At 45.8% G+C, this 25053-nt stretch carries 23 protein-coding genes and 1 riboswitch; of the genes, 5 read left to right on the forward strand and 18 right to left on the reverse strand.

Features of this window, described 5'->3' with window-relative positions; all coding sequences use genetic code 11:
- Positions 1-15: 15 nt before the first annotated feature.
- Entirely contained in the window at positions 16-624 is a 609-nt protein-coding gene (gene sdhC, locus MOB98_RS01030; protein ID WP_003237652.1) for a succinate dehydrogenase cytochrome B558, read from the reverse strand.
- A 291-nt stretch (positions 625-915) separates the two neighbouring features.
- Between sdhC and MOB98_RS01035 the strand changes: the two genes are divergently transcribed.
- Complete coding sequence (locus tag MOB98_RS01035) at positions 916-1362, forward strand: YslB family protein (RefSeq protein ID WP_268359102.1); 447 nt, start codon at positions 916-918, stop codon at positions 1360-1362.
- Positions 1363-1405: 43 nt separating this feature from the next.
- Here MOB98_RS01035 and MOB98_RS01040 read toward each other — a convergent pair whose 3' ends face one another.
- From MOB98_RS01040 to zapA, 14 genes are all read right to left on the reverse strand, one after another.
- Entirely contained in the window at positions 1406-2635 is a 1230-nt protein-coding gene (locus tag MOB98_RS01040) for an aspartate kinase (protein ID WP_268359101.1), read from the reverse strand.
- A 126-nt stretch (positions 2636-2761) separates the two neighbouring features.
- A riboswitch (Lysine riboswitch) is annotated at positions 2762-2941 on the reverse strand.
- A gap of 64 nt (positions 2942-3005) precedes the next feature.
- The gene (gene uvrC, locus MOB98_RS01045) at positions 3006-4778 is read right to left on the reverse strand and encodes an excinuclease ABC subunit UvrC (RefSeq protein ID WP_268359100.1); all 1773 of its coding nucleotides are present in this window, start codon (positions 4776-4778) and stop codon (positions 3006-3008) included.
- Positions 4779-4913: 135 nt separating this feature from the next.
- A complete protein-coding gene (trxA, locus tag MOB98_RS01050; protein WP_003222500.1) occupies positions 4914-5228 on the reverse strand; it encodes a thioredoxin in 315 nt (104 codons plus the stop codon).
- Positions 5229-5552: 324 nt separating this feature from the next.
- Positions 5553-7040, reverse strand: a complete 1488-nt coding sequence (gene abfB / locus MOB98_RS01055) for an alpha-L-arabinofuranosidase AbfB (protein WP_268359099.1) — start codon at positions 7038-7040, stop codon at positions 5553-5555.
- 216 nt (positions 7041-7256) lie between these two features.
- Positions 7257-8234 (reverse strand): electron transfer flavoprotein subunit alpha, encoded by a 978-nt coding sequence (gene etfA / locus MOB98_RS01060; RefSeq protein ID WP_268359098.1) that lies wholly within the window; start codon positions 8232-8234, stop codon positions 7257-7259.
- A gap of 35 nt (positions 8235-8269) precedes the next feature.
- Entirely contained in the window at positions 8270-9043 is a 774-nt protein-coding gene (etfB, locus tag MOB98_RS01065; RefSeq protein ID WP_268359095.1) for an electron transfer flavoprotein subunit beta, read from the reverse strand.
- Positions 9044-9057: 14 nt separating this feature from the next.
- Positions 9058-9834, reverse strand: coding sequence for an enoyl-CoA hydratase (locus MOB98_RS01070; RefSeq protein ID WP_268359093.1), 777 nt, complete (start codon positions 9832-9834; stop codon positions 9058-9060).
- Between the two features lie 14 nt (positions 9835-9848).
- Positions 9849-10433 carry a fatty acid metabolism transcriptional regulator FadR gene (gene fadR / locus MOB98_RS01075; protein WP_268359090.1) on the reverse strand — a complete coding sequence of 195 codons (585 nt, stop codon included), beginning with the start codon at positions 10431-10433 and terminating at the stop codon, positions 9849-9851.
- Positions 10434-10543: 110 nt separating this feature from the next.
- Positions 10544-12226, reverse strand: coding sequence for a long-chain-fatty-acid--CoA ligase LcfA (lcfA, locus tag MOB98_RS01080; protein WP_268359087.1), 1683 nt, complete (start codon positions 12224-12226; stop codon positions 10544-10546).
- Between the two features lie 187 nt (positions 12227-12413).
- Positions 12414-12818: a DUF350 domain-containing protein gene (locus MOB98_RS01085; protein ID WP_268359086.1), complete on the reverse strand. Its 405-nt coding sequence runs from the start codon at positions 12816-12818 to the stop codon at positions 12414-12416.
- 14 nt (positions 12819-12832) lie between these two features.
- Positions 12833-15190, reverse strand: a complete 2358-nt coding sequence (locus tag MOB98_RS01090; protein WP_268359085.1) for an endonuclease MutS2 — start codon at positions 15188-15190, stop codon at positions 12833-12835.
- Positions 15191-15210: 20 nt separating this feature from the next.
- A complete protein-coding gene (polX, locus tag MOB98_RS01095) occupies positions 15211-16923 on the reverse strand; it encodes a DNA polymerase/3'-5' exonuclease PolX (protein ID WP_268367072.1) in 1713 nt (570 codons plus the stop codon).
- 72 nt (positions 16924-16995) lie between these two features.
- The gene (locus tag MOB98_RS01100; RefSeq protein ID WP_268359083.1) at positions 16996-17529 is read right to left on the reverse strand and encodes a CvpA family protein; all 534 of its coding nucleotides are present in this window, start codon (positions 17527-17529) and stop codon (positions 16996-16998) included.
- A 6-nt stretch (positions 17530-17535) separates the two neighbouring features.
- Positions 17536-17793, reverse strand: coding sequence for a cell division protein ZapA (zapA, locus tag MOB98_RS01105; RefSeq protein WP_003222476.1), 258 nt, complete (start codon positions 17791-17793; stop codon positions 17536-17538).
- 133 nt (positions 17794-17926) lie between these two features.
- Between zapA and rnhC the strand changes: the two genes are divergently transcribed.
- Positions 17927-18868, forward strand: a complete 942-nt coding sequence (rnhC, locus tag MOB98_RS01110; protein WP_268359081.1) for a ribonuclease HIII — start codon at positions 17927-17929, stop codon at positions 18866-18868.
- Positions 18869-18904: 36 nt separating this feature from the next.
- Here rnhC and pheT read toward each other — a convergent pair whose 3' ends face one another.
- Both pheT and pheS read right to left on the reverse strand, forming a co-directional pair.
- A complete protein-coding gene (gene pheT, locus MOB98_RS01115) occupies positions 18905-21319 on the reverse strand; it encodes a phenylalanine--tRNA ligase subunit beta (protein WP_268359080.1) in 2415 nt (804 codons plus the stop codon).
- A gap of 15 nt (positions 21320-21334) precedes the next feature.
- On the reverse strand, positions 21335-22369 hold the full coding sequence (gene pheS / locus MOB98_RS01120) for a phenylalanine--tRNA ligase subunit alpha (protein WP_268359079.1): 1035 nt from the start codon (positions 22367-22369) through the stop codon (positions 21335-21337).
- A gap of 81 nt (positions 22370-22450) precedes the next feature.
- On the opposite strand from pheS, the gene MOB98_RS01125 reads away from it, so the two are divergent.
- The gene (locus tag MOB98_RS01125) at positions 22451-22657 is read left to right on the forward strand and encodes a hypothetical protein (protein WP_268359078.1); all 207 of its coding nucleotides are present in this window, start codon (positions 22451-22453) and stop codon (positions 22655-22657) included.
- Positions 22658-22724: 67 nt separating this feature from the next.
- Here the strand turns inward: MOB98_RS01125 and MOB98_RS01130 are convergent, their stop codons facing one another.
- On the reverse strand, positions 22725-23471 hold the full coding sequence (locus MOB98_RS01130; RefSeq protein ID WP_268359076.1) for a TrmH family RNA methyltransferase: 747 nt from the start codon (positions 23469-23471) through the stop codon (positions 22725-22727).
- A gap of 118 nt (positions 23472-23589) precedes the next feature.
- Here MOB98_RS01130 and sspI point away from each other — a divergent pair, with 118 nt between their 5' ends.
- Both sspI and MOB98_RS01140 read left to right on the forward strand, forming a co-directional pair.
- Positions 23590-23805: a small acid-soluble spore protein SspI gene (sspI, locus tag MOB98_RS01135; RefSeq protein ID WP_268359074.1), complete on the forward strand. Its 216-nt coding sequence runs from the start codon at positions 23590-23592 to the stop codon at positions 23803-23805.
- Positions 23806-23873: 68 nt separating this feature from the next.
- Positions 23874-24980 carry a sugar diacid recognition domain-containing protein gene (locus MOB98_RS01140; RefSeq protein WP_268359073.1) on the forward strand — a complete coding sequence of 369 codons (1107 nt, stop codon included), beginning with the start codon at positions 23874-23876 and terminating at the stop codon, positions 24978-24980.
- Positions 24981-25053 lie beyond the last annotated feature (73 nt).

Consider the following 25053-nt stretch of genomic DNA (forward strand, 5'->3'; position numbering starts at 1 on the left):
AGTAATCTAGTACTCTTATACAAATGCAAAAATCGCTTTTAAGCCTACGTATGACAGTGCAACAAAGATAATCAGCGTAACGTATGTCGAAATTCTTTGAGAACGAGGCGTTACCGTGATGCCCCATGTAACAGCGAAAGACCATAAACCGTTCGAGAAGTGGAAAATTGTTGATAAAACACCGACAATGTAAAAGCCAAGCATAGCCGGAGAGCTTAAAATATTCGCCATCATATCGAAATTGACTTCAGCGCCCATTTGTGCGGCAATGCGGGTCTCCCACACGTGCCAGCTTACAAAAATGAGGGTGATGATACCGGTTACACGCTGCAGGACGAAGAGCCAGTTTCTCATATAGCTGTATTGGCCTGCGTTATTTTTTGCAGTAAACGCTATGTACACACCATAAACTGCATGATAAATTAATGGTAAGAAGATAATAAAAATTTCCAAAGCATACCTGAAAGGCAGACTATCCATAAAATGAGCAGCATTATTGAATGCTTCAGCGCCCCTTGCGGCAAACTGGTTGACGACTAAATGCTGAATGAGAAAGATGCCGACCGGTATAACGCCAAGCAAGGAATGCAATCTTCGAAAATAAAACTCTCTGTTCCCAGACATTACTTTACCCCCTGTTTGATAAGTGCAAAATGTGCTAAATCTCTTCCCCCACTTCTTTCAATTGTAAGCACTTTATTAAGATTTATTGACAATTTCATTTTACTCCTCCCTCAAAAGGGCGTCAAGAAAACGCGTACATAAATTATAATTTTCCGAATTGATTAGTTGATTTAAAAATTTTATTTTATCAATATATATTTCTGCTTAATTTTTCATTAGAATTACAGGATCATTCTGTAATCCTCCCCCCTGTTTGGGCTATAATATACGAAGGAGAGAGGGGAGACAGATATGAAGTCTAAATATGAAGCATCTATTGATCACCTAAAAGAAATTGAAATGAACGCCTATGCCTACGAACTAATACGAGAGATCGTTCTCCCAGATATGCTTGGCCAAGATTACTCTTCCATGATGTATTGGGCTGGAAAACATCTCGCCCGTAAGTTTCCTCTTGAATCATGGGAGGAATTTCCGGCCTTCTTTGAAGAAGCAGGCTGGGGAACTCTCACCAACGTAAGCGCTAAAAAACAGGAGCTTGAATTTGAACTTGAGGGGCCGATCATTTCCAACCGGCTTAAACATCAGAAAGAACCTTGCTTTCAGCTGGAAGCCGGTTTTATCGCTGAACAAATTCAATTAATGAATGATCAGATTGCCGAATCATATGAACAAGTGAAAAAGAGAGCCGATAAAGTGGTTCTGACTGTGAAATGGGATATGAAAGACCCAGTGTAATCAAAAAGGCGGTGACTGCATAGTCCCGCCTTTTTGATTGCCATTACACAGCTGAAGGGTGTTTTGAAAGCTCAAATGCATCGTGGAGCGCTTCGACTGCTTTCACCATGTCATTTTCGCTTACCACTGTTGACACTTTGATTTCAGATGTGCTGACCATTTTGATTAAAATGTTTTTTTCCGCCAGTACAGCAAACATTTCAGCCGCTACACCAGGGTTTGAGACCATCCCGGATCCGACAATGGAGACTTTAGCCAATTTGCTTTCTGTCTCAATTTTTTCGTATTCAAGCGCGTCTTTATATTCTTCAAGCACCGCAACGGTTTGGTCTGCGTCTTCTGTTTTGACAGAGAAGGAAATTCCGGTCTGATTGTCTCCGGCCTGCGTTTGGATAATGATATCCACGTTAATGTTTCTTTTGGCAAGCGTTGTAAAAATAGTAGACAAAGTTGTCAGGCCGCCAGTCAGCCCGTAAATGGTTACCCGTGTGATTTGATCTTCGAACGCAATGCCTCTGACAATTAAATTTTGCTCCATGGATGATTCCTCCTCAATTAATGTTCCCGCTTCTGTTTCTGTGCTTGAACGCACTTCTAAAGGCACTTGGTAATTTTTTGCGAATTCAACGGCTCTCGGATGAAGAACGCCGGCGCCTAAATTGGCTAGCTCGAGCATTTCATCGTATGAAATGCCGGCAAGCTTTCTCGCTGATTTCACATAGCGCGGATCGGTTGTAAACACTCCGGGCACGTCTGTGTAAATGTCACATTTATCCGCTTTTAATGCGGCAGCCAAAGCAACTGCTGTTGTATCTGAACCGCCCCGGCCCAATGTCGTGATTTCACAATCCTCCGTCATGCCTTGGAATCCTGCGACAATAACAACCTTTCCTTGCTCAAGCTGATCTGCTAAAACCGAAGTGTCGATATCTGTAATTCTGGCGTTCCCGTGAACGGCTTCCGTGCGGATTCCCGCCTGCCAGCCAGTATAGGACACAGCGTCATAGCCTTTTTCCTGCAGTGCCATTGAAAGCAGGGAAATGGTAACCTGCTCGCCTGTTGCCAGCAGCATATCCATTTCACGTTTGCTCGGCTGGTCAGAAATTGCTTTTGCAAGGCTGACCAATTCGTCAGTGGATTTTCCCATAGCCGAAACGACAACAACGACTTGATGGCCTTTCTGTTTTTCAGCAATCGCGCGGTTTGCCGCATTTTGAATTTTTTCGACTGAGCCGACGGAAGTCCCTCCGAATTTTTGTACGATAAGACCCATGTATTACCACCCTTTACATTTTGGTTCGTGCGGGTGAGGAGAAAGAGCGCTTTGTCCACAATAAAAAAAGCAATGAGAGGAATTGCTCTCATTGCTAATCAATTAATCATCATGAATGATTATGAACAACGAGATAGCCCTCCAAGAAAATGATTTCTTGACAGCCTTACATTTATTCAATGCACGGCCAGCAAATAATACCGATGGGGTTTTATTTGCTTCGGCGACGCTCCCCTTTCAGCCTTTTTCACAGAATCCATCTTTCTCCAAAGGCTTACTCTTGAAGTTCGCACCTCTATCTTCACCATATAACACGATCTAACTTTGAAATTAGTTCACATTTTATCAGATCTTTTTTAAAAGGACAACATTATTTTTGCAATTTTTCGTAAAGAAGTTGAGCCGCCGCTGAGGGAACGCCCGCTTTTTTGATGTCCTCAAGGCTTGCTTCCTTCATTTTTTTTACGGAACCGAAATGCTTTAACAGCATTTTCTTTCTTTTCTCCCCGATACCCGGGATGTCGTCCAATACGGATTGAAACGCGCTTTTTCCGCGGATTTGCCTGTGAAAGCTGATCGCAAAACGGTGCACCTCGTCCTGAATCCGCTGCAGGAGGTAAAATTCCTGGCTGTTTCGCTCCAGATACACCGCCTCCAACGGATCCCCGATCAGTAAATTTGAGGTTCTGTGCTTTTCGTCTTTCGCTAAACCGGCGATCGGGATATCTAAGCCGAGTTCATTTTCAATGACATCCCTTGCAGCATTGATCTGCCCTTTTCCTCCGTCGATGATGATCAGATCAGGCAGCGGCAGGTTTTCACGAAGCACTCTCGTATAGCGTCTTCTGACAACCTCTCTCATCGAACCGTAATCATCCGGCCCTGTAACGGTTTTGATTTTATATTTGCGGTATTCCTTTTTGTTCGGTTTGCCGTCGATAAACACGATCATCGCGGAAACCGGATTTGTCCCCTGTATGTTTGAGTTATCAAACGCTTCAATTCTGTAAGGCGTATAAATATTTAATGCATCTCCCAGTTTTTGCACAGCACCGATGGAACGTTCCTCATCCCGTTCGATTAAGGAGAATTTTTCTTTCAGCGCTATTTTCGCATTTTTATGGGCCAGCATGAGCAGTTCTTTCTTCGGGCCTTTCTTAGGTTGGTGGACGTTTGTTTCCAGCAGCTGCTCAATCATGGATTGATCTACGCTGTCCGGCACCAAAATTTCTTTCGGAAGGAAGTGGTTGTTTTTTGAATAGAATTGCCCGATGAATGTAAGAAACTCTTCATCTGCTTCCTGATAGAGCGGAAACATGCTGACATCGCGTTCAATGAGCTTCCCTTGGCGGATGAAAAAGACCTGTACGCACATCCAGCCTTTATCATATGCGTAGGCAAATACGTCACGGTCGACTAGATCGTTCATCGTCATTTTTTGTTTTTCCATCGTTGACTCAATATGGGCGATTTGGTCACGAAACTCTTTTGCCCGTTCAAACTCAAGATTCTCGGCAGCTTCACGCATTTTCTCTTCAAGTTCTTTTTTGACCTCATTATAGCCGCCCTTTAAGAAACGGGTAATGCTCTCAACCAGCTCTCTGTTCGTCTCTTCGGAAATGTCCTTTACGCACGGAGCGAGACATTGGCCCAGGTGATAGTAAAGGCACACTCTGTCCGGCAGCTTGGAGCATTTTCTGAGTGGATACAGCCGGTCGAGCAGTTTTTTTGTTTCCCTTGCTGCCTGTACATTCGGGTACGGCCCGAAATAGCGCCCTTTGTCTTTTTTGACATTGCGGGTGACAATCAGCCTTGGGTGGCGTTCATGGGTGAGTTTTATGAAAGGATAGGTTTTGTCGTCTTTGAGCATGACGTTGTATTTCGGATCATGCTTTTTGATGAGATTCATTTCTAAAATAAGCGCTTCAAGATTGGAGGACGTCACGATATATTCAAAATCCTCGATTTCCGTCACAAGCCTTTGTGTTTTCGCATCGTGAGAACCGGTGAAGTAGGAGCGCACTCTGTTTTTCAGCACCTTTGCTTTTCCTACGTAGATCACAGTCTGCTGCCGGTCCTTCATGAGATAACACCCGGGCTGATCGGGAAGGAGGGCGAGTTTTTCTTTCAGTTGTTTGTTCATATGTTACCCTTCCTTATGTTTAATCCTTTATTTCCAGTTTAACACGAACGTTTGTTTTTCTCTATGATTCACGATTGGCGAATAAAAAAAGCGATCCCTCCATCGGAATCGCTCTGGCATGTAAGCAGCCGAAAATTAAAGATGTTTGTTTACAAGCTCTTGAAGCGCTTCTTTCGGTTTGAAGCCGACTGAAGTTTCAACTACTTCGCCGTCTTTTAACACGAGAAGTGTCGGGATGCTCATAACGCCGTATTTTCCGGCAGTTTCTTGGTTCTCATCCACGTCGATTTTTACGATTTTCAGTTTGTCTCCCATTTCTTGATCAAGTTCTTCAAGAACAGGTGCAATCATTTTACAAGGTCCGCACCAAGGAGCCCAGAAGTCTGCCAGTACGACGCCTTCGCTTGTTTCAGCTGAGAAAGATTGATCAGTTGCTTTTACGATAGCCATTATTGAATTCCTCCAATTGTGAAATGATGATTTTTAGTATAGCATCTCCCATTCGTTCACGCTATTTTAATGCTTACAAATTATTTTTTCCTGATCACAACCGGTTTACTCATTTTTATCTGGATTGAATGGGATATGTCAGCTTTCATTAAAACACAAATCTTATAATGGCTCCGATCACTACAATAGCCCCAATAATCATTAAAATGGTACGAAGCATAGGGTCACATCTCCTCTTCACTGTCATGTACTTTACCATGCCCTGCCGAAGCTGTTTTAAAACCTGAAAAAGAGCGCCGGCATGAAGCGGCGCTCTCGCAAAGTTTAAGAATCAGCATGCAGTGTGAGTAGGACGACTGACATTGGCGGCAGTTTTACTTTCAATTTGTTTTTGTTGAGCGTATAGCGGCTGAAAGATTCCGGTTTGACGTGATGAGGATCGTCAAACGTATTATGCGCATTCATTTTTTCTGCCGTGAGAATGACTCCGGAATGGTCCGCTGTCTTGTGAAAGCCTCTCAGCTCAATCTCAGCCTCTGCTTTGTTTTGGTGATCGATGTTGCAGATCGTGATATGGATATCGCCTTGGGCTTGCTTCGATGCTGAAATGCTGATTTGCGGCAGCGTTTCGCCCTTCCATTCATAATCGGCAGACATTGTCTCTGTGTCTAAGAGAGAAGCGTCCTGGTGCACCTTGAACATATCAAATACATGGTACGTCGGTGTCAAAAGCATTTGCTCTCCCTCAGTCAAAATCATCGCTTGAAGAACGTTTACTGTTTGGGCGATGTTGGTCATTTGCACCCGGCGGCAATGCTGATGGAAAATGTGGAAATGAGATGCCGCAACCAGTGCATCGCGAATGGTATTTTGCTGATAAAGGAAACCAGGGTTCGTGCCTGGCTCAGGATCAAACCACGTGCCCCATTCATCAATAATCAGCCCGACCCGCTGCTCCGGATCATACCGGTCCATAATCGTCCCATGCTTTTGAATCAATTCATCGATGTATTTGGCTTTTTTCATCGTGATAAACCATTCATCCTCTGTGAATTCTGTTGCTGACCCTTTACCCTTCCAGAAATCACCCGGAATCGTGTAATAATGGAGGCTCAATCCGTCCATCAGGCCAGCGGCTTTTTTCATGAGCACGTCGGTCCAATTAAAGTCATCTACATTTGCACCGCCGGCAATTTTATATAATTCATTGCCGCTGTAATTGCGGACATAGGTTTGAAAACGCCGGTACAGATCTGCGTAGTATTCAGGGTGCATGTTGCCGCCGCAGCCCCAGTTCTCATTGCCCACGCCGAAATATTTCAGCTTCCAAGGCTCTTCTCTTCCATTTTGTTTTCTCCAGTCTGACATCGGCGTGCCGGCTTCAAACGTCATATACTCGATCCATTCCGCCATTTCCTGAACGGTTCCGCTTCCGACATTGCCGCAAATATAAGGCTCACATTCCAGCAGCTCGCAAAGCATCATGAATTCATGCGTTCCGAATTCATTTGATTCAATCGTTCCGCCCCAGTGCGTATTAAGCATCGTCTTACGGTCACCGACACCGTTTGCCCAGTGGTATTCGTCCGCAAAACACCCGCCCGGCCATCTGAGGACAGGAATGTGCAGCTGTTTGAGCGCTTCCAGCACATCCTTTCGTATTCCGTTTATATTGGGAATGTTTGAGTCCTTCCCGACCCAAATCCCTTCATAAATCCCTCTTCCTAAATGCTCTGCAAAATGACCGTATATATTTTTGTTAATGGTTCCTTTTACGATATCTGTTTGGATCACTGCTTGATGTTCAGACATGCCTGATCATTCCTTTCATACGAATATGAAAAGCACCACAGTCAAATATGTGATCTGTCTTTTGCCTGAGGAGTCAGCATGAATGTAAGCGCTTTTAAAGTAACCATATTATATATGTTCGTACATGTCAACGACATTTTTCCTAAACTTTTTATTTGTACGTATGTATTTTTTGAAAAAAATAAAACCCCGAACTTCAGCAGTCCGGGGTTTTCTTTACGAGTGTATCTTTAATTGTTTAAATTCCTCAGTTAATAACGGAACGACTTCAAATAAATCGCCTACAATCCCGTAATCCGCTATTTTAAAAATATCTGCTTCGGGATCTTTATTAATGGCGACAATTACCTTGCTGTTTGACATGCCGGCCAAATGCTGGATGGCGCCGGAAATGCCGCAGGCGATGTACAAATCAGGGGTGACGACCTTCCCGGTCTGCCCGATTTGAAGAGCGTAATCACAATAATCTGCGTCACACGCTCCGCGAGAGGCTCCCACTGCTGCTCCCAGCACCTCAGCAAGCTCCTGCAGCGGCTGAAATCCTTCCTTGCTTTTGACTCCGCGGCCGCCCGCAACGATAATTTTTGCTTCGGAGAGATCAACGCCGTCAGCTGTTTTTTTCACGACCTCTTGGATAACAGTGCGGAGGTCAGTAAGAGAAACATCAATGCTTTCGATGCTCCCCGACCTGCTGATGTCTTTTTCTGAAGCTTGAATGTTATTGGGGCGAATCGTTGCAAAAAGCAGCGGATCGGTTGAAATGACGCGTTCAAATGCTTTCCCCGAATAAATCGGCCTCGTGAATATGATGTTTTCTCCGGTAACGCTTACATCTGTAGCATCAGAAATTAAGCCTGTTTGCAGCCGGGCGGCAAGCTTCGGTGAAAGGTCCTTGCCCATTGCCGTGTGCCCGCATATGACAGAATCAGGCTTTTCTTTGTCAATAATGGCCCTCATGACCTGGCTGTATCCGTCTGCCGTATATGCTTTCAGCTTCGGATCTTCGGCGGTAAGAACTCTATCGGCTCCGTAATGGATAAGCTCTTCTGCGAGGCTTTGTACGTTTTCGCCGACCAGAACTCCGATGACTTCTCCATCACCTGAAATGGTTCTTCCTGCAGCTATTGCTTCAAAGGTGACATTCCGCAATTCTCCGTCGCGAATTTCCCCGAGTACAATCACTTTTTTTCCCATTCTAACATCCCCCTGTTTCTTTGAATGTCCAAGCTTTAAATGACTTTCGCTTCGCTGCGGAGCAATGAGACGAGCTCTTTTGCCTGTTCGGCAGGCTCACCTTGGAGAAGCTTCCCGGCTTCTTTTTTCGGCGGCAGAAAACGTTCAATGGTTTTCAGCTTCGGTTCGGCATCCTCTTCGTCCAGATCTAAATCATCAAGCTCCAGCTCTTCAAGCGGTTTTTTCTTGGCCTTCATAATTCCCGGAAGTGATGGATAGCGTGGTTCGTTTAAGCCCTGCTGAGCTGTCACCAGCAATGGGAGTGTCGTTTTGATTTTTTCAACATCCCCTTCGACATCCCTTTCTGCTTCTGCATCAGTGCCGTTGATTTCCAGTTTGGTGATTGTTGTGACGCATGGAATGTCCAGAAGCTCGGCAAGCCGGGGCGCCACTTGTCCTGATCCTCCGTCGATGGCAACATTTCCGCCAAGAATCAAATCAAACTCCTGGTCCTTCATATAGTGGTATAAAACTTGAGAAATCGAATATTGGTCGGGTTCTTCGAGATCATCTTCTATGTTGATTAAAACGGCTTGGTCACACCCCATGGCAAGCGCTGTACGCAATTCCTTCTCCGCTTCTTCACCGCCGACAGTGATGGCAGTAATCGTGCCGCCGTGCTTTTCCTTCAGCTGGATGGCTTCCTCTATTGCATACTCGTCGTATGGATTAATGATCCATTCCGCTCCGTCATCCTGAATCTTTCCTGCTTCAATGACGATTTTTTCTTCTGTGTCAAACGTCCGCTTCATCAGTACAAATAGATTCATGATCATATCCCCTTTTATTCGCCTTTGAACTGAGGCTTTCTTTTTTCGAGAAATGCCTGGATGCCTTCTTTGGCGTCCTCTGACTCAAATGCTTCTCCAAACCGCTTTGCTTCAAGCTTTAAACTGCCTTCATAGGAATACACCTTGTTTGAATAAAGAAGCTCAAGCAGAGATGCCAGCGTTTGCGGGCTTTTTTCTGCAAACTTAGCGGCAAGCGCTTTGGCTTTCTCAAGCACTTCTGCTTCATCTTTTGCTCCAATTGACACAAGTCCGAGGTCAAGCGCTTCTTTTCCGGATATCGGTTCTCCTGATCCGATGAGCTCAAGTGCTTTGGCTGTACCGATATACCTTGGAAGACGCTGTGTTCCCGCAAAACCCGGAATGATACCGAGGTTAAGTTCCGGGAGCCCCAGCTTGGCATCTTCTGCCGCGATTCTGATATGACAAGCCATCGCAAGCTCCAGCCCGCCTCCGAGAGCAGCGCCGTGAATCGCTGCGATAATCGGTTTCGGGAAGCCTTCAATTCTTTCCATCAGCTGCTGGCCGCGCTCAGCGAGTTGGGAGGAATCCTCATTGCCTTTAAGCGATGTAAATTCCTTAATATCAGCACCGGCTGAGAAAAATCTTCCCTCGCCGTGAATGATAATGCTTCGTACACCTGCATCTGTCTCACATTGATCAAGACAGGAGGACAGCTCTTCTAATATCCGGCTGGAAAGCGCATTTGCCGGCGGATTGTGAATCGTTAAAACTGCCACAAATTGATCAACTGCCAGTGATATTGCATTCATAGGACAGAACTCCTTTACTTATTGTGAATTCCGGATACCAACAATTCTAATACGCTGTCTGACAAGGAGGCGAGATCGTATTTTTGGTCATTCATCACCCAAGTCGTCACGGTTTCGTCAATCGTTCCAAAAATCATCTGCCGGGCGAGGCGGACATCGAGGCCTTTTTTTAATTCGCCTGTTTGTATGCCTTCCGTTAAAATGCCATCCAAAATATTTAAGTAGCCTTTTAATATTTCATTGATTTTCTGGCGCAGCTCCAAGTTGGACTGGCGGAGCTCCAGCTGAGTGACAATCGCGAGATTATGGTCACCCGCCAAAAGGGAAAAATGCTTTGAAATCACAAGCGCCAGCTTCTCTTTCGCTGTTGTCTTTTCTTTTATGTCCTCTTCCATCCGCTCAATAAATTGGCCCATTTTTTCTTTGAAAAGAGAAATTAAAATGTCTTCTTTGTTTTTGAAATAGAGATAGATGGTGCCATCCGCTACTCCGGCTTGTTTGGCAATTTTGGATACCTGTGACTGATGGTAGCCGTTTTCCGCAATGACTTCTACTGCTGCATCAATAATCTGCATATACTTTGGCCGTTTTTGCTTCAATGTTCATCGTTCCTTCCTATAGAAATGAATGACTATTCATTCATAATTTCATGATAAAAAGGATTTTTGGCTTTGTCAAGTTTATTCAAAGGTGTTCTCTTTTTCTTATGTTATTTGATGTGCTGATTTTCAATTTCTTCTTCGAGTAAACGCCGTCTTAAAATTTTTCCGACCGCCGTTTTCGGCAGCTCTTTTCTGAACTCGTAGGCTTTCGGCACTTTATAGGGAGCCAGCCGGGATCTGGCAAAAGCGTCCAGTTCTTCCGCATTGGCTTTTTCACCTTTCTTTAACACGACAAATGCTTTAACTGTTTCTCCCCTGTAGGAATCAGGGACACCTGCAACGACAATTTCCTGGATGGCTTCATGCTCATAAAGCACTTCTTCGACTTCACGCGGATAAATATTATAGCCTCCTGCGATAATGATGTCCTTCTTCCTGTCAGCAATATAGAAAAAGCCCTCTTCATCCATATAGCCCATGTCACCGGTGAACAGCCAGCCGTCTCTCAGTACAGCTGCGGTTTCCTCCGGTTTGTTCCAATATCCTTTCATAACTTGCGGACCTTTGACGATGATTTCTCCATGCTCATAAGGAGCGGCAAACTCACCTGTTTCATCAGAATAAATCGCTGCGTCAGTACTCGGCCAAGGACAGCCGATACTGCCTGGCTTGTTTTTCCCCCAGATAAAATTGGCGTGCGTCACTGGGGATGCCTCAGACAAACCATAGCCTTCCACAAGCTTTCCGCCAGTCACCTTTTCAAATTTCTGCTTTACCTCAACAGGGAGCGCGGCTGATCCGCTGAGACAGCTTTTAATGGATGACAGATCATATTGCTTCAAATCAGGGTGATGCAAAAGGCCGATGTAAATCGTCGGCGCACCTGGAAAGAGCGTCGGTTTTTGTTTGTCGATAATTTTGAGCGTTTCAAGCGGATCAAATTTAGGCAGAAGAATCATTTCGAAGCCTTGCTTAATCGAATAATTCATCACCGCGGTCAGCCCGTAAACGTGAAAAAACGGTACGATGCCAAGCACTTTTTCAGCACCTTCCTTCACGTCGTACATCCAAGCGGCGCACATTTCGGTATTGGCTAAAATATTCCGGTGCGTGAGCATAACCCCTTTTGGAGCTCCTGTAGTCCCTCCGGTATATTGGAGAACAGCGATATCATGTTCAGGATCGATCTTCGGGATTGTTAAAAGTTCAGTTTTCTCCCGCTTCATGCTGGAGGCGAACGTGTGAATGTTAGCTTTTTTGTCAAAATCGACGTGCACTTTCTGTTTTTTCGTCAGCGGGTATAGAATATTCTTTGGAAAAGGCAAATAGTCTTTTATGCTTGTGATCAAAATCTGATCGACTATTGACAGCGTTTTCATTTTTATTGCCTTCGGGAAAAGCAAATCTAGGGTGATGATCACGCTTGCCTCCGCATCTCTCAGCTGGTATTCAAGCTCACGCTCGGTATAGAGCGGATTTGTCTGCACCACGATGCCGCCGGCAAATAAGACGCCGTAATAAGAAATCACAGCTTGCGGGCAATTGGGCAGCATGACAGCCACTCTGTCTCCTTTTTGCAGGCCATTGCACTGCAAAAAAGCTGCGAGTTTAAGAGCATCCGTCAGAATGTCATGAAAGGTGATTTTTTTTCCAAAGAAAGATATGGCAGTTTTTTCAGGGAATCGTGCGGCGGAGTCTGTCAGGATGGATTGCAGGGTTTGGTTCGGCAATGGAAGCTCATGCGGGATATCGTCGGGATACTCGGCAAGCCACGGCTTTTGAGACTGCATAAAACCTCCCCTTTCGGATTTAGAGTTCCACCCTATCATTATAGCAGATGGACGGCAAAAAAAAGAAAAAGAAAGAAAATCTTTCTTTTTCTCATCATACGAACAGATAAATAAGACCAATTAACATAAAAATTCCCGCCGTGGCGAGCAGTATTTTTGCAAGCTTTTCCATCTACTATCCGTCCCCTTATATTCCGGCTGCCACCACAAATGAAAGCCCGACAGAAATGACAAATGAAATAAAGCCGACAGCCCGGTTATCATTCTCGATTTCCTGATCAATTTTAAACCGCGGAGTCAAAAACTCAAAAATGAAGTAGCTGATCAAAAGCATAACAAACCCGTACACGCCCCAGCCGATCATTTGCAGCAGCGAATTGTGCTGGGTGATGGAATGCTGAAACACGTTTGCGATTCCCAAAATTTTTCCGCCGGTCGCCATTGCCACCGCAAGATTTCCTTTTTGAATCTCTTCCCAGTTTTTATAAGCTGTCACCAGCTCAAACACAGTCAAAAAGAGGACGAGGCAGAGAACCGCGACACTGTAATACGCCGCGATTTCCACAAGCTCGTTTTCCCAAAAATCACTCATGGCCATACTCCCTTTTATTTTAGTTCAACAACCGTAACGCCTGATCCTCCCTCACCCGCTTCACCGAAACGGGAGCTTTTGACGCTGCGGTGGTTTTTCAGGAGATCCTGCACGCCTTTTCTTAAAGCGCCGGTTCCTTTTCCGTGGATGATTGACACTCTTGGATATCCGGCTAACACTGCATCATCCAAGTATTTTTCAACACGGCTGAGGGCATTTTCATAGCGTTCACCGCGAAGGTCAAGTTCAAGCGAAACGTGGTAGTCCTTTCCTTTGACCGCCGTAATGATTTTTTCTTTTTTTGGTTCCGGAGCTGATTTGATAAACTCCAGGTCCTTTTCTTTTACTTTCATTTTTAAAATGCCGATTTGAACATTCCATTCATTGCCGCCGGTTTTCTCGAGCAGTGTTCCTTTTTGCCCGAAAGTGAGGACTTTTACCTCATCACCAGGCTTGAAGTCGCGTTTTTGTGTTTTCGGTTTTTCCGGTTTCTTAGACTTTTCAAAAGTCGGCATCGCGCCTTCTAACCGTTTCTTCGCGTTGATCAGCTCGTGATCCTTGAAGGATTTGTGTTCTTCTTTTATGGAGCGCAATTCATGAATAATGTCTTCGGCTTCTTTTGTTGCCGCTTTTACTTTTTCAGCCGCTTGCTGTTCAGCCTCTTCAAGCATTTTGTCTTTTTTGCTGTTGAGTTCGATGATTTGCTGCTGCAGTTCTTTATGCAGCTTTTCTGCTTCCTTTCTGATTGATTCTGTTTCGGAAAGCTCTTCTTCCGCACGTTTTTTGCTCTGTTCGAGCGATGCAATCATCGTATCGACTTCGTTATGCTCGGCTGTCATTTCTGACTTCGCCTGTCCGATGATATGATCCGGAAGTCCGAGGCGTTTTGAAATTTCGAAGGCGTTGCTTCGTCCCGGCACACCAATTAAAAGTTTATAGGTCGGTGACAGTGTTTCGATGTCAAATTCGACACTGGCATTCATCACGCCTTCTCTGTTATAGCCGTACGCCTTCAATTCCGGATAGTGCGTCGTTGCTAACACTCTGGCATTGGTGCGGTGAACGTCATCCAAGATGCTCATGGCGAGGGCTGCCCCTTCCTGCGGGTCTGTCCCTGCGCCCAGCTCATCGAAAAGCACCAGGCTGTTTTCATTGACCTGTTCTAAAATGCTGACAATGTTCACCATATGAGATGAAAACGTACTTAAGCTTTGCTCAATCGACTGTTCATCGCCGATATCAGCGAACACATGCTCAAATACCGCGGCTTCCGACCCTTCATCTGCGGGAATATGAAGACCGGATTGCGCCATCAAGGTTAACAGGCCTAATGTTTTAAGGGTGACTGTTTTCCCCCCGGTGTTTGGCCCTGTAATGACAATGGTTGAAAAATCGCCGCCGAGCTCGATGTCATTGGCAACCACTTGATCAGGCGGAAGCAATGGGTGGCGGGCTTTTTTCAAACGGATAAAGCCGTTGTCGTTCATGATCGGTTTTGTCGCTTTGACCGCTTTTGCGTATCTAGCTTTTGCAAAAATGAAGTCAAGCGTCTGTAACACGCGCAAATCCTGAAAGAGCTCTTCTGTGTGTTCCGCCGTCTTCTCTGTCAGCACACGCAAAATCCGTTCAATTTCTTGTTTTTCTTTGACTTTCGCCTGCTGAAGCGCGTTATTCATATCTACAATCGCCTGCGGTTCAATGAACAGCGTCGCGCCTGAGGAAGAGGTGTCATGCACAATACCGCCGTAGCTTGATCTGTACTCTTGTTTGACCGGGATCACAAAGCGGTCATTCCGAATCGTAACGATCGTATCAGACAGCATTTTTGAAGCGGAGGAGGAGCGCAGCATTGACTCTAATCGGTCTCTGATTCTCGATTCGAGTGTTCTGAGCTGTGTGCGGATTCCTCTTAATGTTTCCGACGCATGATCAAGCACTTCTCCGTGGTCATCGATGCAGGAATTAATGTCCCGTTCTAAATCGGACAGCGTGATAAGCTGTTCAGCATGCTGATGGATCAGCGGAATGTCGACGCCGTCTTCTGCCATTTGGCTAATAAAATGTTTCATTTGCTTAACTGCGTAAAGCAGGCCTGAGATTTCAGTGAATTCTGAGGGACTGAGAACGCTGCCGATTTCCGCCCGTCTTAACGCTCCTCTAATATCAGCAAGACCGCCAAATGGCGCCTGCCCTCTCAGCCGGATAATGGCAGAAGCTTCGTCTACTTCATCCAGCTGCTTTTTGATTTCGTCTATAGAAGCAGAAGGCTTAAGCTCGAGAAGCATTTCTTTTCCGAGCGATGAAGCGGCGTGCTCAATAACCTGTTCTTTCACTTTATGAAATTCAAGAGCTGATAATACTTTTTGCTGCACGATTGTGTGAGCCTCCTTACTTAATCGTTGCGCTTCAGGAATGCCTCTACATCTTCAAGTGACCGGGCATTCAGAACGTTTTTCGTTTCCGTCCATCCTTTGCGCGCGGCAGTAACGCCGGTTTTCATATCGTCTAACATCTCAATATTATGGGCATCGGTATTAATGACCAATGTGACCCCTTGTTCGTTTGCTTTGATTAAATGTTCAGTGCGCAGATCGAGGCGCGCAGGGTTGGCGTTAAGTTCAAGCGCCGTATTGGTTTTCTTCGCAAGCTCAATCAGCTTATCAATATCAATTTCGTAACCGGCCCGTCTGCCGATCAGGCGTCCTGTCGGGTGGGCGATAATGTCAACATGCTTGTTTGTCAATGCCGTTTCAAGCCGTTTCATAATGACGTGTTCCGGCTGATTAAAGCTGGAATGAATCGATGCAATGACGATATCCATTTCAGCCAGCACATCATCATCATAATCAAGCGTGCCATCTGGCAGGATATCCATCTCGACGCCTTTTAGGATCCGGAAATTCTCAAACTCAGCATTCAGCGCGTCAATTTCCTTTGCCTGCTGCTTGAGTCTTTCTGCAGTCAGCCCGTTGGCAACCTTTAAATATTGCGAGTGATCGGTGATGGCCATGTATTGATAGCCTTTTTCCATGCATGCTTCAGCCATCTCTCTGATCGAAAACGCGCCATCGCTCCACGTTGAGTGCATGTGGAGATCTCCCTTGATTTGCCCGGGCTCTATCAATTTAATGCTGTCGCTGTAGGTTTCCACTTCTTGCCCGCTTTCACGGAGCTCGGGCGGAATCAGCGGCAGGCCGAAGTGCGCATAAAATTCACGTTCACTCGGAAATGTTTTGATATCTCCGGTTTCAACCGTCTCAACGCCGTATTCACTGATCCGCTCACCGCGTTCTTTCGCGATTTGGCGCATTTTAATGTTGTGATCCTTTGATCCTGTAAAATGATGGAGTGTTGTCGGAAACTGCTCCTCCGTCACAAGACGGAAATCGACGCTTGTTTCATATTCAAACGAAAGGATGACGGACACCTTCGTATCTCCGCTCGCGATCACGCTTTTGATGTTTGGCAGTGCAAGAAGCTGCTCTCTTACTTCAGCCGGGTGATCTGTGGCAATGATATAGTCCAGATCCTTCACCGTTTCCCGCGCTCTGCGGAGACTTCCGGCACGGGAAAATTTGATGATATCCGTAAATTGAGAAAGATGCTCTTCAATGTCCCGGGCGATCCGGAGGGCGTAACCGATCGGAAAGCGTTCAGGCTGTTTTCCGGCTTCACCGAGCGCCTGTAATATTTTTTCTTCTGATTTTTTGCCGAAGCCCGCAAGACCTTGTACCTTTTGCTGTTCACAGGCTTCCTTCAGAGATTCTGCATCATGTACGCCGAGCTCTTTATACAGCTTTGCGATTTTTTTGCCGCCGAGCCCCGGCAGCTTCAATAAAGGCACGAGCCCTTCCGGCACTTCTTTTTGCAGCGATTCGAGCGTGCTTGATTTTCCTTCATCTATATACTCTTTAATAACGCTGTACGTTCCTTTTCCAATGCCGGACAGCGACATCATATCGTCCATTTCTGATAAACTGCGGTCATCCTGTTCCAGGGCAGCCGCAGCTTTTCGGAAGGCAGATACTTTAAACGGGTTGTCCCCCTTGAGTTCCATGTAGACTGCAATGGTTTCAAGCAGCCGGATAATATCTTTTTTATGCATACTATAACCCCCAGACCTTCACATATGTTTCCATCATACTTGAAAAAAACTTCTCCGGACAAGAGAAGTTTTTTATGCCCCGTATTGTGTCCATAGCTCTTGTAGAAGCCCTGACAAATACGGTGTATGGTTAATGATCACATTTGCGAGAGACGATTGCCCCATCATTTGCTGTAAAGCATCTACCGGAAGCACGGATGCGACATACAGCAGCACAAATGTAAATAAATAGACTTCAAGAAAACCAAGAACGGCCCCCAGCACCTGGTTGATTTGTTTAATCACTGGAATGCCGGCTACAATACTCAAGAATGAGCCTATGATTCTCAGTAAGATTTTGGCGATAATAAATAAAATGATAAACGCAATCGCATTATAGTAGGCTGCTTCCAAATTTCCCGTAAAAAAAGAAAGAGCCGGCTGTCCCGCTGAAAAATCAGGTGCGGGAATCCACTTTAAATGCGGCGCCACATTTTTATAAAATAAAGCCGCAAAGGCGATCGATAAAATAAAGCTCGTCAAGCGGATAAACTGCAGGATAAAACCGCGTTTTAATCCCAGTAAAGTCCCCATCAGGAGCAAGATTAAGATGATGATATCTAGCATAGTTGTTCAATCCTTTTCTTTAAGCTGACGCTCCAGTTTTTCATATTTCTCTTGTAATTTGACATAATCGTGCACCACATTTACCGCTGTCAGCACTGCAAGTTTATTTATATCAAGGTATGGATTTTTTTCATTGATTTCTCTCATTTTATCATCAACAATTCCGGCGACATACCTCATATGGGCCCTGCTTTCTTCACCGACAATGGTGAAGTGCTGGCCGTAAATGTCAACGGTTGTTTTTGTTTTTTTGCCGTCAGACAACGTTTCTCCTCCATTCCGCGAGAATCCTAGTTCTTATCATAACACGTTTATTAAATGAATGGAAAGACGAGCCTCCCGCTGTTATGATACACTGGTATATACAGCGAAAAGTGTAAAAAAAGGAGATTATTACGTGTCCCATTCTGTGATAAAAGTATCGTTGTCTGCTATTAATCAAATGAAAATGACGTACAGCGGTTCGCTTACCGCCTCTGTTCCGCAGGGAGCCGTTTTTCAGGCCAAACCGCCCGGCTGTACCATTACAGCATATCAATCCGGCAAGGTCTTGTTTCAAGGCAAAAACGCTGCGGCAGAATCCGCGCGCTGGGGAACAGCAGAGCCGCAGGAAAAGAAGAAATCGGCCAAAAAGCCGGCTGATCCCCGCTATGCCCCTCCGGCAGATATCGCCGGAATGTCTGTTATCGGCTCTGACGAGGTCGGTACTGGTGATTACTTTGGCCCGATTACGGTTGTATGCGCGTACGTCGACAAAACCATGCTTCCTTTAATGAAGGAACTCGGTGTTAAGGATTCTAAAGACTTAAAGGATCCGCAAATCATTGAGATTGCCCGAAACCTGATCAAAACCATTCCGTACAGCCTGCTGGTTTTAAAGAATGAAAAGTACAACAGCATGCAGGAAAAAGGCATGAGCCAAGGGAAAATGAAAGCTTTACTGCACAATCAAGCTATAACCCATTTGCTAAGAAAAATGGACGGGATAAAGCCTGAGGCCATTTTGATAGACCAATTCGCTGAGCCCGGCGTCTACTTCAATCATTTAAAGGGCAGAGACATTGTGAAGGAACGGACCTATTTCAGCACAAAGGCTGAAGGCATTCACTTATCAGTCGCCGCTGCCTCTATCATCGCACGATATTCGTTTTTAATGGAGATGGATAAACTGTCGCGTGAGGCAGGAATGACACTTCCAAAAGGGGCCGGCCCGCACGTCGATGAAGCGGCTGCGAAGCTGATCCTCAAAAAAGGAGCGTCCGCTCTCAGAACCTTTACAAAACTCCATTTTGCCAATACGCAGAAAGCACAGCGGCTTGCCGATAAAAAACGTTCATAGAAAAAAGCTTGCAGATTTCTCTGCAAGCTTTTTTTATCAGCCTCTCAACACAGCTTGATATGTGTCTTCTAACGCTTTCAGCACTTTGCTGTGCGCCTTTGTCACTTCTTCTTCAGTCAGCGTTTGTTCAGGGTTGACATATTGGAGTGAGAAAGCAACTGACTTTTTGCCTTCCTCCATATGCTCGCCTTCGTATACGTCAAAGACGGATACTTCTTTCAGAAGCTTGCCGCCAGCCTCTTTAATGACGCTTTCGAGCTGGCCGCTTGTGACGGATTTATCTGTGACTAGCGCAATGTCACGTGTCACAAACGGATATTTTGGAATCGCCGTGTAAACAAGCGGCGCTGTTTCCGCTGCAAGCAGCGCATGAAGATCAAGCTCAAACACGTATGTCTCTTTTATATCGAGTTCTTTTTCCAATGAAGGGTGCACTTGGCCGATGAAGCCAATAAGAGAACCATTCAATAGAATGTTCGCTGTTCTGCCCGGGTGCAGCTGTTTGCGTTCAGACTGAACAAATTCAATGCTGTCGAGGACGTTCAGTTTGTCTAACAGCCCTTCCACAATTCCTTTGGCGACAAAGAAATCAACCGGTTTTTTCTCGCCCTGCCACAGCTGCTTGCGCCATAATCCGGTAACAGCCCCTGCCACGCGTTCTGTTTCAACCGGCTTTGTGTCCTCTTCCTTTGTCAGGAAAACGGAGCCGACTTCGTACAGCGCGACTGAGTCAGTCTGTCTCGCCAGGTTGTAAGAAACGGAGTCAAGCAGATTCGGAACAAGGCTGTGTCTGAGAATGCTTCTTTCTTCACTCATTGGAAGCGCAAGTACAGTGTTCAGTGATTTTTCAATCGCAAACGCTGCCGCTTTCTTCTCGTTTGTCAGTGAGTAGGTGATGGCTTGTGATAAACCTGCGCCTTCAAGGAAACGTCTAACCTTACGCCGTTTTGCCTGATATGGCGTTAATCCGCCTGTTGTTCCCGCTGTCTCAGGAAGTGTAGACGGAATGTTATCGTAGCCGTACAATCTTGCCGCTTCTTCAATTAAATCCTCTTCGATTTTAATATCACCGCGGCGTGATGGGACTGTCACAACAAGAAGATCATCCGCTTCACCGACAGTAAAGCCGAGACGCTTGTAAATGCTGATGAGTTCTTCTTTGCTGATTGTCATGCCAAGAACACTGCTCACTTTGTCAGCAGATATATGAATGTTATTCGCTTCGATTGTCAGGTGATCATCCTCAACCGTTCCAGCGAGCACTTCACCGCCGGCATACAGATGGATCAGCTGCGCAGCCCGTTCTGCCGCGAGACGTACGCGCGCCGGATCAATGCCTTTTTCGAATCTTATGCTTGATTCACTTCTCAAACCAAGATCCTTGGAAGCCTTGCGAACCGTCTGCCCGTTGAAGTACGCAGCCTCAAGCAAAATCGTTTTCGTATCTTCCTGAACCTCTGACTCTGCTCCTCCCATAACACCGGCAACGGCTTGCGCTTTCGTCCCGTTCGTAATGACAAGGTGATCGGCAGACAGCTTTCGTTCTTGATCATCAAGGGTTAAGATCGTTTCATTATCAGCTGCTTTTCTTACGACAACTTCCTTGGAGCCGAATCTGTCATAATCAAACGCGTGAAGCGGCTGACCGTATTCCAGCAAGACAAAGTTTGTGATGTCAACGACATTGTTGTGCGGGCGAATGCCTGCGTTCATCAGCTTCGTCTGCATCCAAAGCGGTGACGGAGCAATCGTGACGTTTTTAATGATTTTAGCTGTATACAGCGGGTTCGCTTCTTGATCTTCGACTTTGACAGCGATGTAATCAGACGCTTGTTCTGAAGCAGCCGGATAATCGGTTTGCGGAAGCTTTACCTTTGTGTCTAAGATCGCCGCAACTTCGTAAGCAACACCAAGCATGTTCATGGCATCCGCGCGGTTTGGCGTTAAACCAAGCTCAAGGATCGCATCGTCAAGCTGTAAAGCCGCTAAGGCGTCGCTTCCTGTTTCAGCGTCATCCGGGAATACGAAAATGCCTTCCGCATACTCCTTCGCCACAAGCTTGCTTTCAATGCCAAGCTCCTGTAAAGAACAGATCATGCCGTTTGATTCTTCACCGCGAAGCTTTGCTTTTTTGATTTTGAAATTGCCCGGCAGCACCGCTCCGACTGTAGCAACTGCGACTTTTTGCCCTTTATCCACATTCGGCGCGCCGCAAATGATTTGTACAGGTGCTTCCGCTCCGATATCCACAAGGCATTTATTCAGCTTATCAGCATTCGGATGCTGCTCGCGCTCCAGCACGTGGCCGATGACTACGCCTTTGATGCCTTCCCCTTTGTATTCAATTCCTTCAACCTCAATACCGGCTCTTGTAATTTTCTCAGCAAGAACAGCCGGGTCCATGCCTTTTATGTCAACATAATCCTCTAACCATTTATAAGAAACAAACATCCTAGCATCCTCCTCTTACGCCTGTTTAAACTGCGAAATAAATCTGACATCGTTTGTATAGAAGTGGCGGATATCATCAATGCCGTATTTCAGCATCGCGATGCGCTCAACACCCATTCCGAATGCAAAGCCTTGATATTCCTTCGGATCAAAGCCAGCCATTCTCAGCACGTTCGGGTGAACCATGCCGGCTCCTAGGATTTCGATCCAGCCTGTTCCTTTACATACTGAGCAGCCGTTTCCTCCGCACTTAAAGCATGTTACGTCCACTTCTACTGAAGGCTCTGTAAACGGGAAGAAGCTTGGGCGCAGCCTGATTTCGCGGTCTTGACCGAACATTTTTTTCGCAACGAGTTCAAGCGTTCCTTTTAAATCACTCATGCTAATGTTTTTGTCAACGACAAGCCCTTCAATTTGCATAAATTGATGAGAATGCGTCGCATCATCGTTATCACGGCGGTATACTTTACCAGGGCAAATGATTTTAACGGGCCCTTTGCCTTCATGCTTTTCCATCGTCCGTGTCTGAACCGGAGAAGTTTGCGTTCTCATCAGAATTTCCTCTGTGATGTAGAAGCTGTCCTGCATATCGCGTGCAGGGTGTTCTTTCGGCAGGTTGAGCGATTCGAAGTTGTAATAATCTGTTTCAACTTCAGGTCCTTCCTCAACGGTGTAGCCCATACCGATAAATAAATCTTCAATTTCTTCAATGACAACAGTAAGCGGATGGCGGCCGCCGACTGCGACAGGATTCCCTGGCAGCGTGACGTCGATTGTCTGTCCCGCAAGCTTCTGCTTCATTTCCTCTTCTTCAAGCTTCTCATTTTTGGCTGCAATGGCATTGGCAATACGCTCTCTTACTTCGTTCGCGAGCGCGCCCATTTTTGGACGCTCCTCAGCAGAAAGTTTGCCCATTCCGCGCAGCACTTCTGTGATCGGCCCTTTTTTCCCGAGATATTTCACCCGAATCTCATTGACAACCTTCAATGAGCTTGCCGCTTTTACTTGTTCTAAAGCTTCTTGTTCCAGCTGTTTCAGCTTTTCTTCCATTTTGCATCCTCCTTTTATGTAAACAAACCGTCATATGTCTTTGGAAAATAAAAAAACCCGCCCCTTATAAAAAGGGACGAGTTGTGGCCGCGGTACCACCCTTATTTCAGACAGACTGATGCTGTCGTCAGCTTCATTGACATAACGGAATCAGATTCCGGTTCACCTTTACGCGCAGTGTGCACGGTCCCGGCGACAACTCAAGAGGTGAAGCCAATCTCCGGCTGCATTAAAAATGCTCTCAGTCAGCGGCATTTTCTCCCTGGAAAGCAGTTGATCAGAAATTGAGGTCCTCTGTCACGGTTTTTCAAATATTATTGTTCTATTATAGAGAAATCCAACGCTTCGCGCAACACTATCCTCGCAAGTGATATACGATAATAGCAGCCGCGATGGCAACGTTCAGTGATTCAGCCTGTCCGTAAAGCGGGACGTACAGATTCAAATCCGTTTTTTCCAGCAAGGCAGCATCCACCCCTGCCCCTTCATTTCCTACAATGAGCGCAAAGGAATCAGACTGGGATATATCCCGGTAAGGCGCTCCATTTTGCAGCGCCGTGCCGTACACTTTTACGCCCTCTGCCTTCAATTCATCCACATATGTAAGCAGGTTTCTTCTCACTACAGGAATGTGAAAGTGAGAACCTTGAGCGGACCGGAGCGTTTTTCCGTTAAACGCGTCCGCCGTGCCGTCACCGAGCACGACCGCATCTAACCCAGCCGCATCAGCTGTCCGAATCATCGTTCCAAGGTTTCCAGGATCTTGAACAGCGTCAATCAGCAGCACCCGCCGAGACGACGCCAGTTTTTCTTCAGGCATATGGCACACAGCAGCGATCTGCTGCGGCGTTTCGGTTTCAGTCACAGCTGAAAACGCCTCTTCACTCAGCACGTAGCACTGGATGCTCACATCAAGATCTGACGGAATGTTCGCCTCATCCTTTACAAGGATTTCTTTTACTGTGCCCGGGCTCTTAAGCGCCTCTTCAACAAGATGTTCTCCCTCTATCAGGAATGAATTCGTTTTTGTTCGTTCTTTTTTTGTGTGAAGCTTTTTCCAATCCTTCACTTTTTGGTTTTTAGCCGATTCTATTTGTTTCACTGTCTGTGTGGCTCTCCTTTTTTTAACATGATGTTATTATATCGCAAGAACAGCACATAATAAACCAGGTGCAGGGTTAGAATATACGTATAACTTTTTAGGAAAAGGAGCGTTTCACATGGATCTTAATTTACGTCACGCCGTCATTGCCAATGTAACCGGCAATAATCAGGAGCAGCTTGAACATACAATTGTGGATGCGATTCAAAGCGGTGAAGAAAAAATGCTCCCGGGGCTCGGCGTTTTATTCGAAGTCCTTTGGCAGCACGCATCAGAGAGTGAGAAAAACGAAATGCTAAAAACGCTTGAAGGCGGATTAAAACCCGCCCAATAAGACATGAAACCGGGTGACAGCTCCCGGTTTTTTTCTTATATAATAAAAACATGATGAGGGGGATCGCCATGTTTTTACAGCCGTTATTAGCGAAAAAAATTATTGCTGAAGTCAAAAAAATGTACGAGCGTGAAGTCATTATTGTGAACACAGACGGGCATATCATGGCTAGCACAAATGATGAGCGGATCGGGCGGTTTCATGAAGGAGCGCTTATCTGCGCAAAAGAGAAACGCAATGTCATTATCACAAAAGAAGATGAAAAAAGGTTAAAAGGAGTGAAGGCGGGCCTGAACCTCCCTGTATTTTCTGACCGTGATGTGATCGCCGTCTTCGGGCTGACAGGTGAGCCTGCTGAGATTCAGCCATACGGGGAACTGCTTCGAAAAATGACGGAGCTGTTCATTAAGGAATCGTGGCATTTAGAGCAGTCCCAGTGGCGTGATAGGATGCTGGAGTCCTTTATGATCGATTGGCTGCAATTAAAAGAATGGTCTCCCGGTTTTCTTGAGAAAGCCCAGCTTCTTGGCGTTGACCTTGCCTCCCGGCGCCAGCTTATCCTCATTCAAGGTTATGAGTGGTCATCTTATGAGATTGATCAAATGACACATATCTGGAAATCCGCGTACCCTTCGGATTTGTTCATCAGGTGGGGAAATGAACGGATTCTGATTAATCACGAAGTGCCAAAGCACGAACAAAGAGACCGGCTTTTGCAGCTGCTCCTTCGCATTTGTTCATTTGCCCATACCGCAAACAGCCGAATGGCAGCAGCTGGCGCCGGGAGGGCTGTCGAAAGCTCAAGCCTGACAGACTCATACGAGCAAGCGGAAAAAGCGCTGGCTGTCAGCCTTAAGCGAAAAACGCCCGTATTTGAAGAGGATCTGAAGCTTGATATGTGTCTGACAGAGATCAGCACGGGGACCCGAAACGAATTTCCACAAAGAGTATTCGGGGCGGTGCTAGAGCATCAGGAGCTTATGAATACGTTACGGACTTTCTTTCATCACGATTTGTCTTTGAAACAAACCGCAGAAAATATGCATATTCATATCAATACATTGCGTTATCGCCTGGCTAAGGCTGAACAGCTGACGGGTTTACGTTTTGACCGCACCGAGGACATCGTCACGATGTACGTTGCACTCTATTTTTCAGATCAAGGTACAAATTAGAAAGAGTTTTAGTTTCATTTTTTGTATGTTTCTCCATGGAAGGCTTTGCTTTTTTTCTTTTACAATAGATTGA

The sequence above is a fragment of the Bacillus sp. N13C7 genome, from assembly GCF_026790065.1.
GTDB lineage: Bacteria > Bacillota > Bacilli > Bacillales > Bacillaceae > Bacillus.

Coding starts and splice junctions, on each gene's coding strand:
- MOB98_RS01040 (WP_268359101.1), bottom strand. CDS start 2,635: ATGGGTCTTATCGTACAAAAATTCGGAGGGACTTCCGTCGGCTCAGTC.
- uvrC (WP_268359100.1), bottom strand. CDS start 4,778: ATGAACAAACAACTGAAAGAAAAACTCGCCCTCCTTCCCGATCAGCCC.
- trxA (WP_003222500.1), bottom strand. CDS start 5,228: ATGGCTATCGTAAAAGCAACTGATCAATCTTTCTCAGCTGAAACAAGC.
- MOB98_RS01035 (WP_268359102.1), top strand. CDS start 916: ATGAAGTCTAAATATGAAGCATCTATTGATCACCTAAAAGAAATTGAA.
- MOB98_RS01085 (WP_268359086.1), bottom strand. CDS start 12,818: ATGAGTGATTTTTGGGAAAACGAGCTTGTGGAAATCGCGGCGTATTAC.
- pheS (WP_268359079.1), bottom strand. CDS start 22,369: ATGGAAGAAAAGCTGAAACAGCTGGAACAAGAAGCTTTAGAACAAGTA.
- pheT (WP_268359080.1), bottom strand. CDS start 21,319: ATGTTTGTTTCTTATAAATGGTTAGAGGATTATGTTGACATAAAAGGC.
- lcfA (WP_268359087.1), bottom strand. CDS start 12,226: ATGCAGTCTCAAAAGCCGTGGCTTGCCGAGTATCCCGACGATATCCCG.
- MOB98_RS01140 (WP_268359073.1), top strand. CDS start 23,874: ATGTTTTTACAGCCGTTATTAGCGAAAAAAATTATTGCTGAAGTCAAA.
- etfB (WP_268359095.1), bottom strand. CDS start 9,043: ATGAATCTATTTGTACTGATGAAGCGGACGTTTGACACAGAAGAAAAA.
- etfA (WP_268359098.1), bottom strand. CDS start 8,234: ATGGGAAAAAAAGTGATTGTACTCGGGGAAATTCGCGACGGAGAATTG.
- polX (WP_268367072.1), bottom strand. CDS start 16,923: ATGCATAAAAAAGATATTATCCGGCTGCTTGAAACCATTGCAGTCTAC.
- MOB98_RS01100 (WP_268359083.1), bottom strand. CDS start 17,529: ATGCTAGATATCATCATCTTAATCTTGCTCCTGATGGGGACTTTACTG.
- MOB98_RS01070 (WP_268359093.1), bottom strand. CDS start 9,834: ATGAATGCAATATCACTGGCAGTTGATCAATTTGTGGCAGTTTTAACG.
- sdhC (WP_003237652.1), bottom strand. CDS start 624: ATGTCTGGGAACAGAGAGTTTTATTTTCGAAGATTGCATTCCTTGCTT.
- sspI (WP_268359074.1), top strand. CDS start 23,590: ATGGATCTTAATTTACGTCACGCCGTCATTGCCAATGTAACCGGCAAT.
- abfB (WP_268359099.1), bottom strand. CDS start 7,040: ATGTCTGAACATCAAGCAGTGATCCAAACAGATATCGTAAAAGGAACC.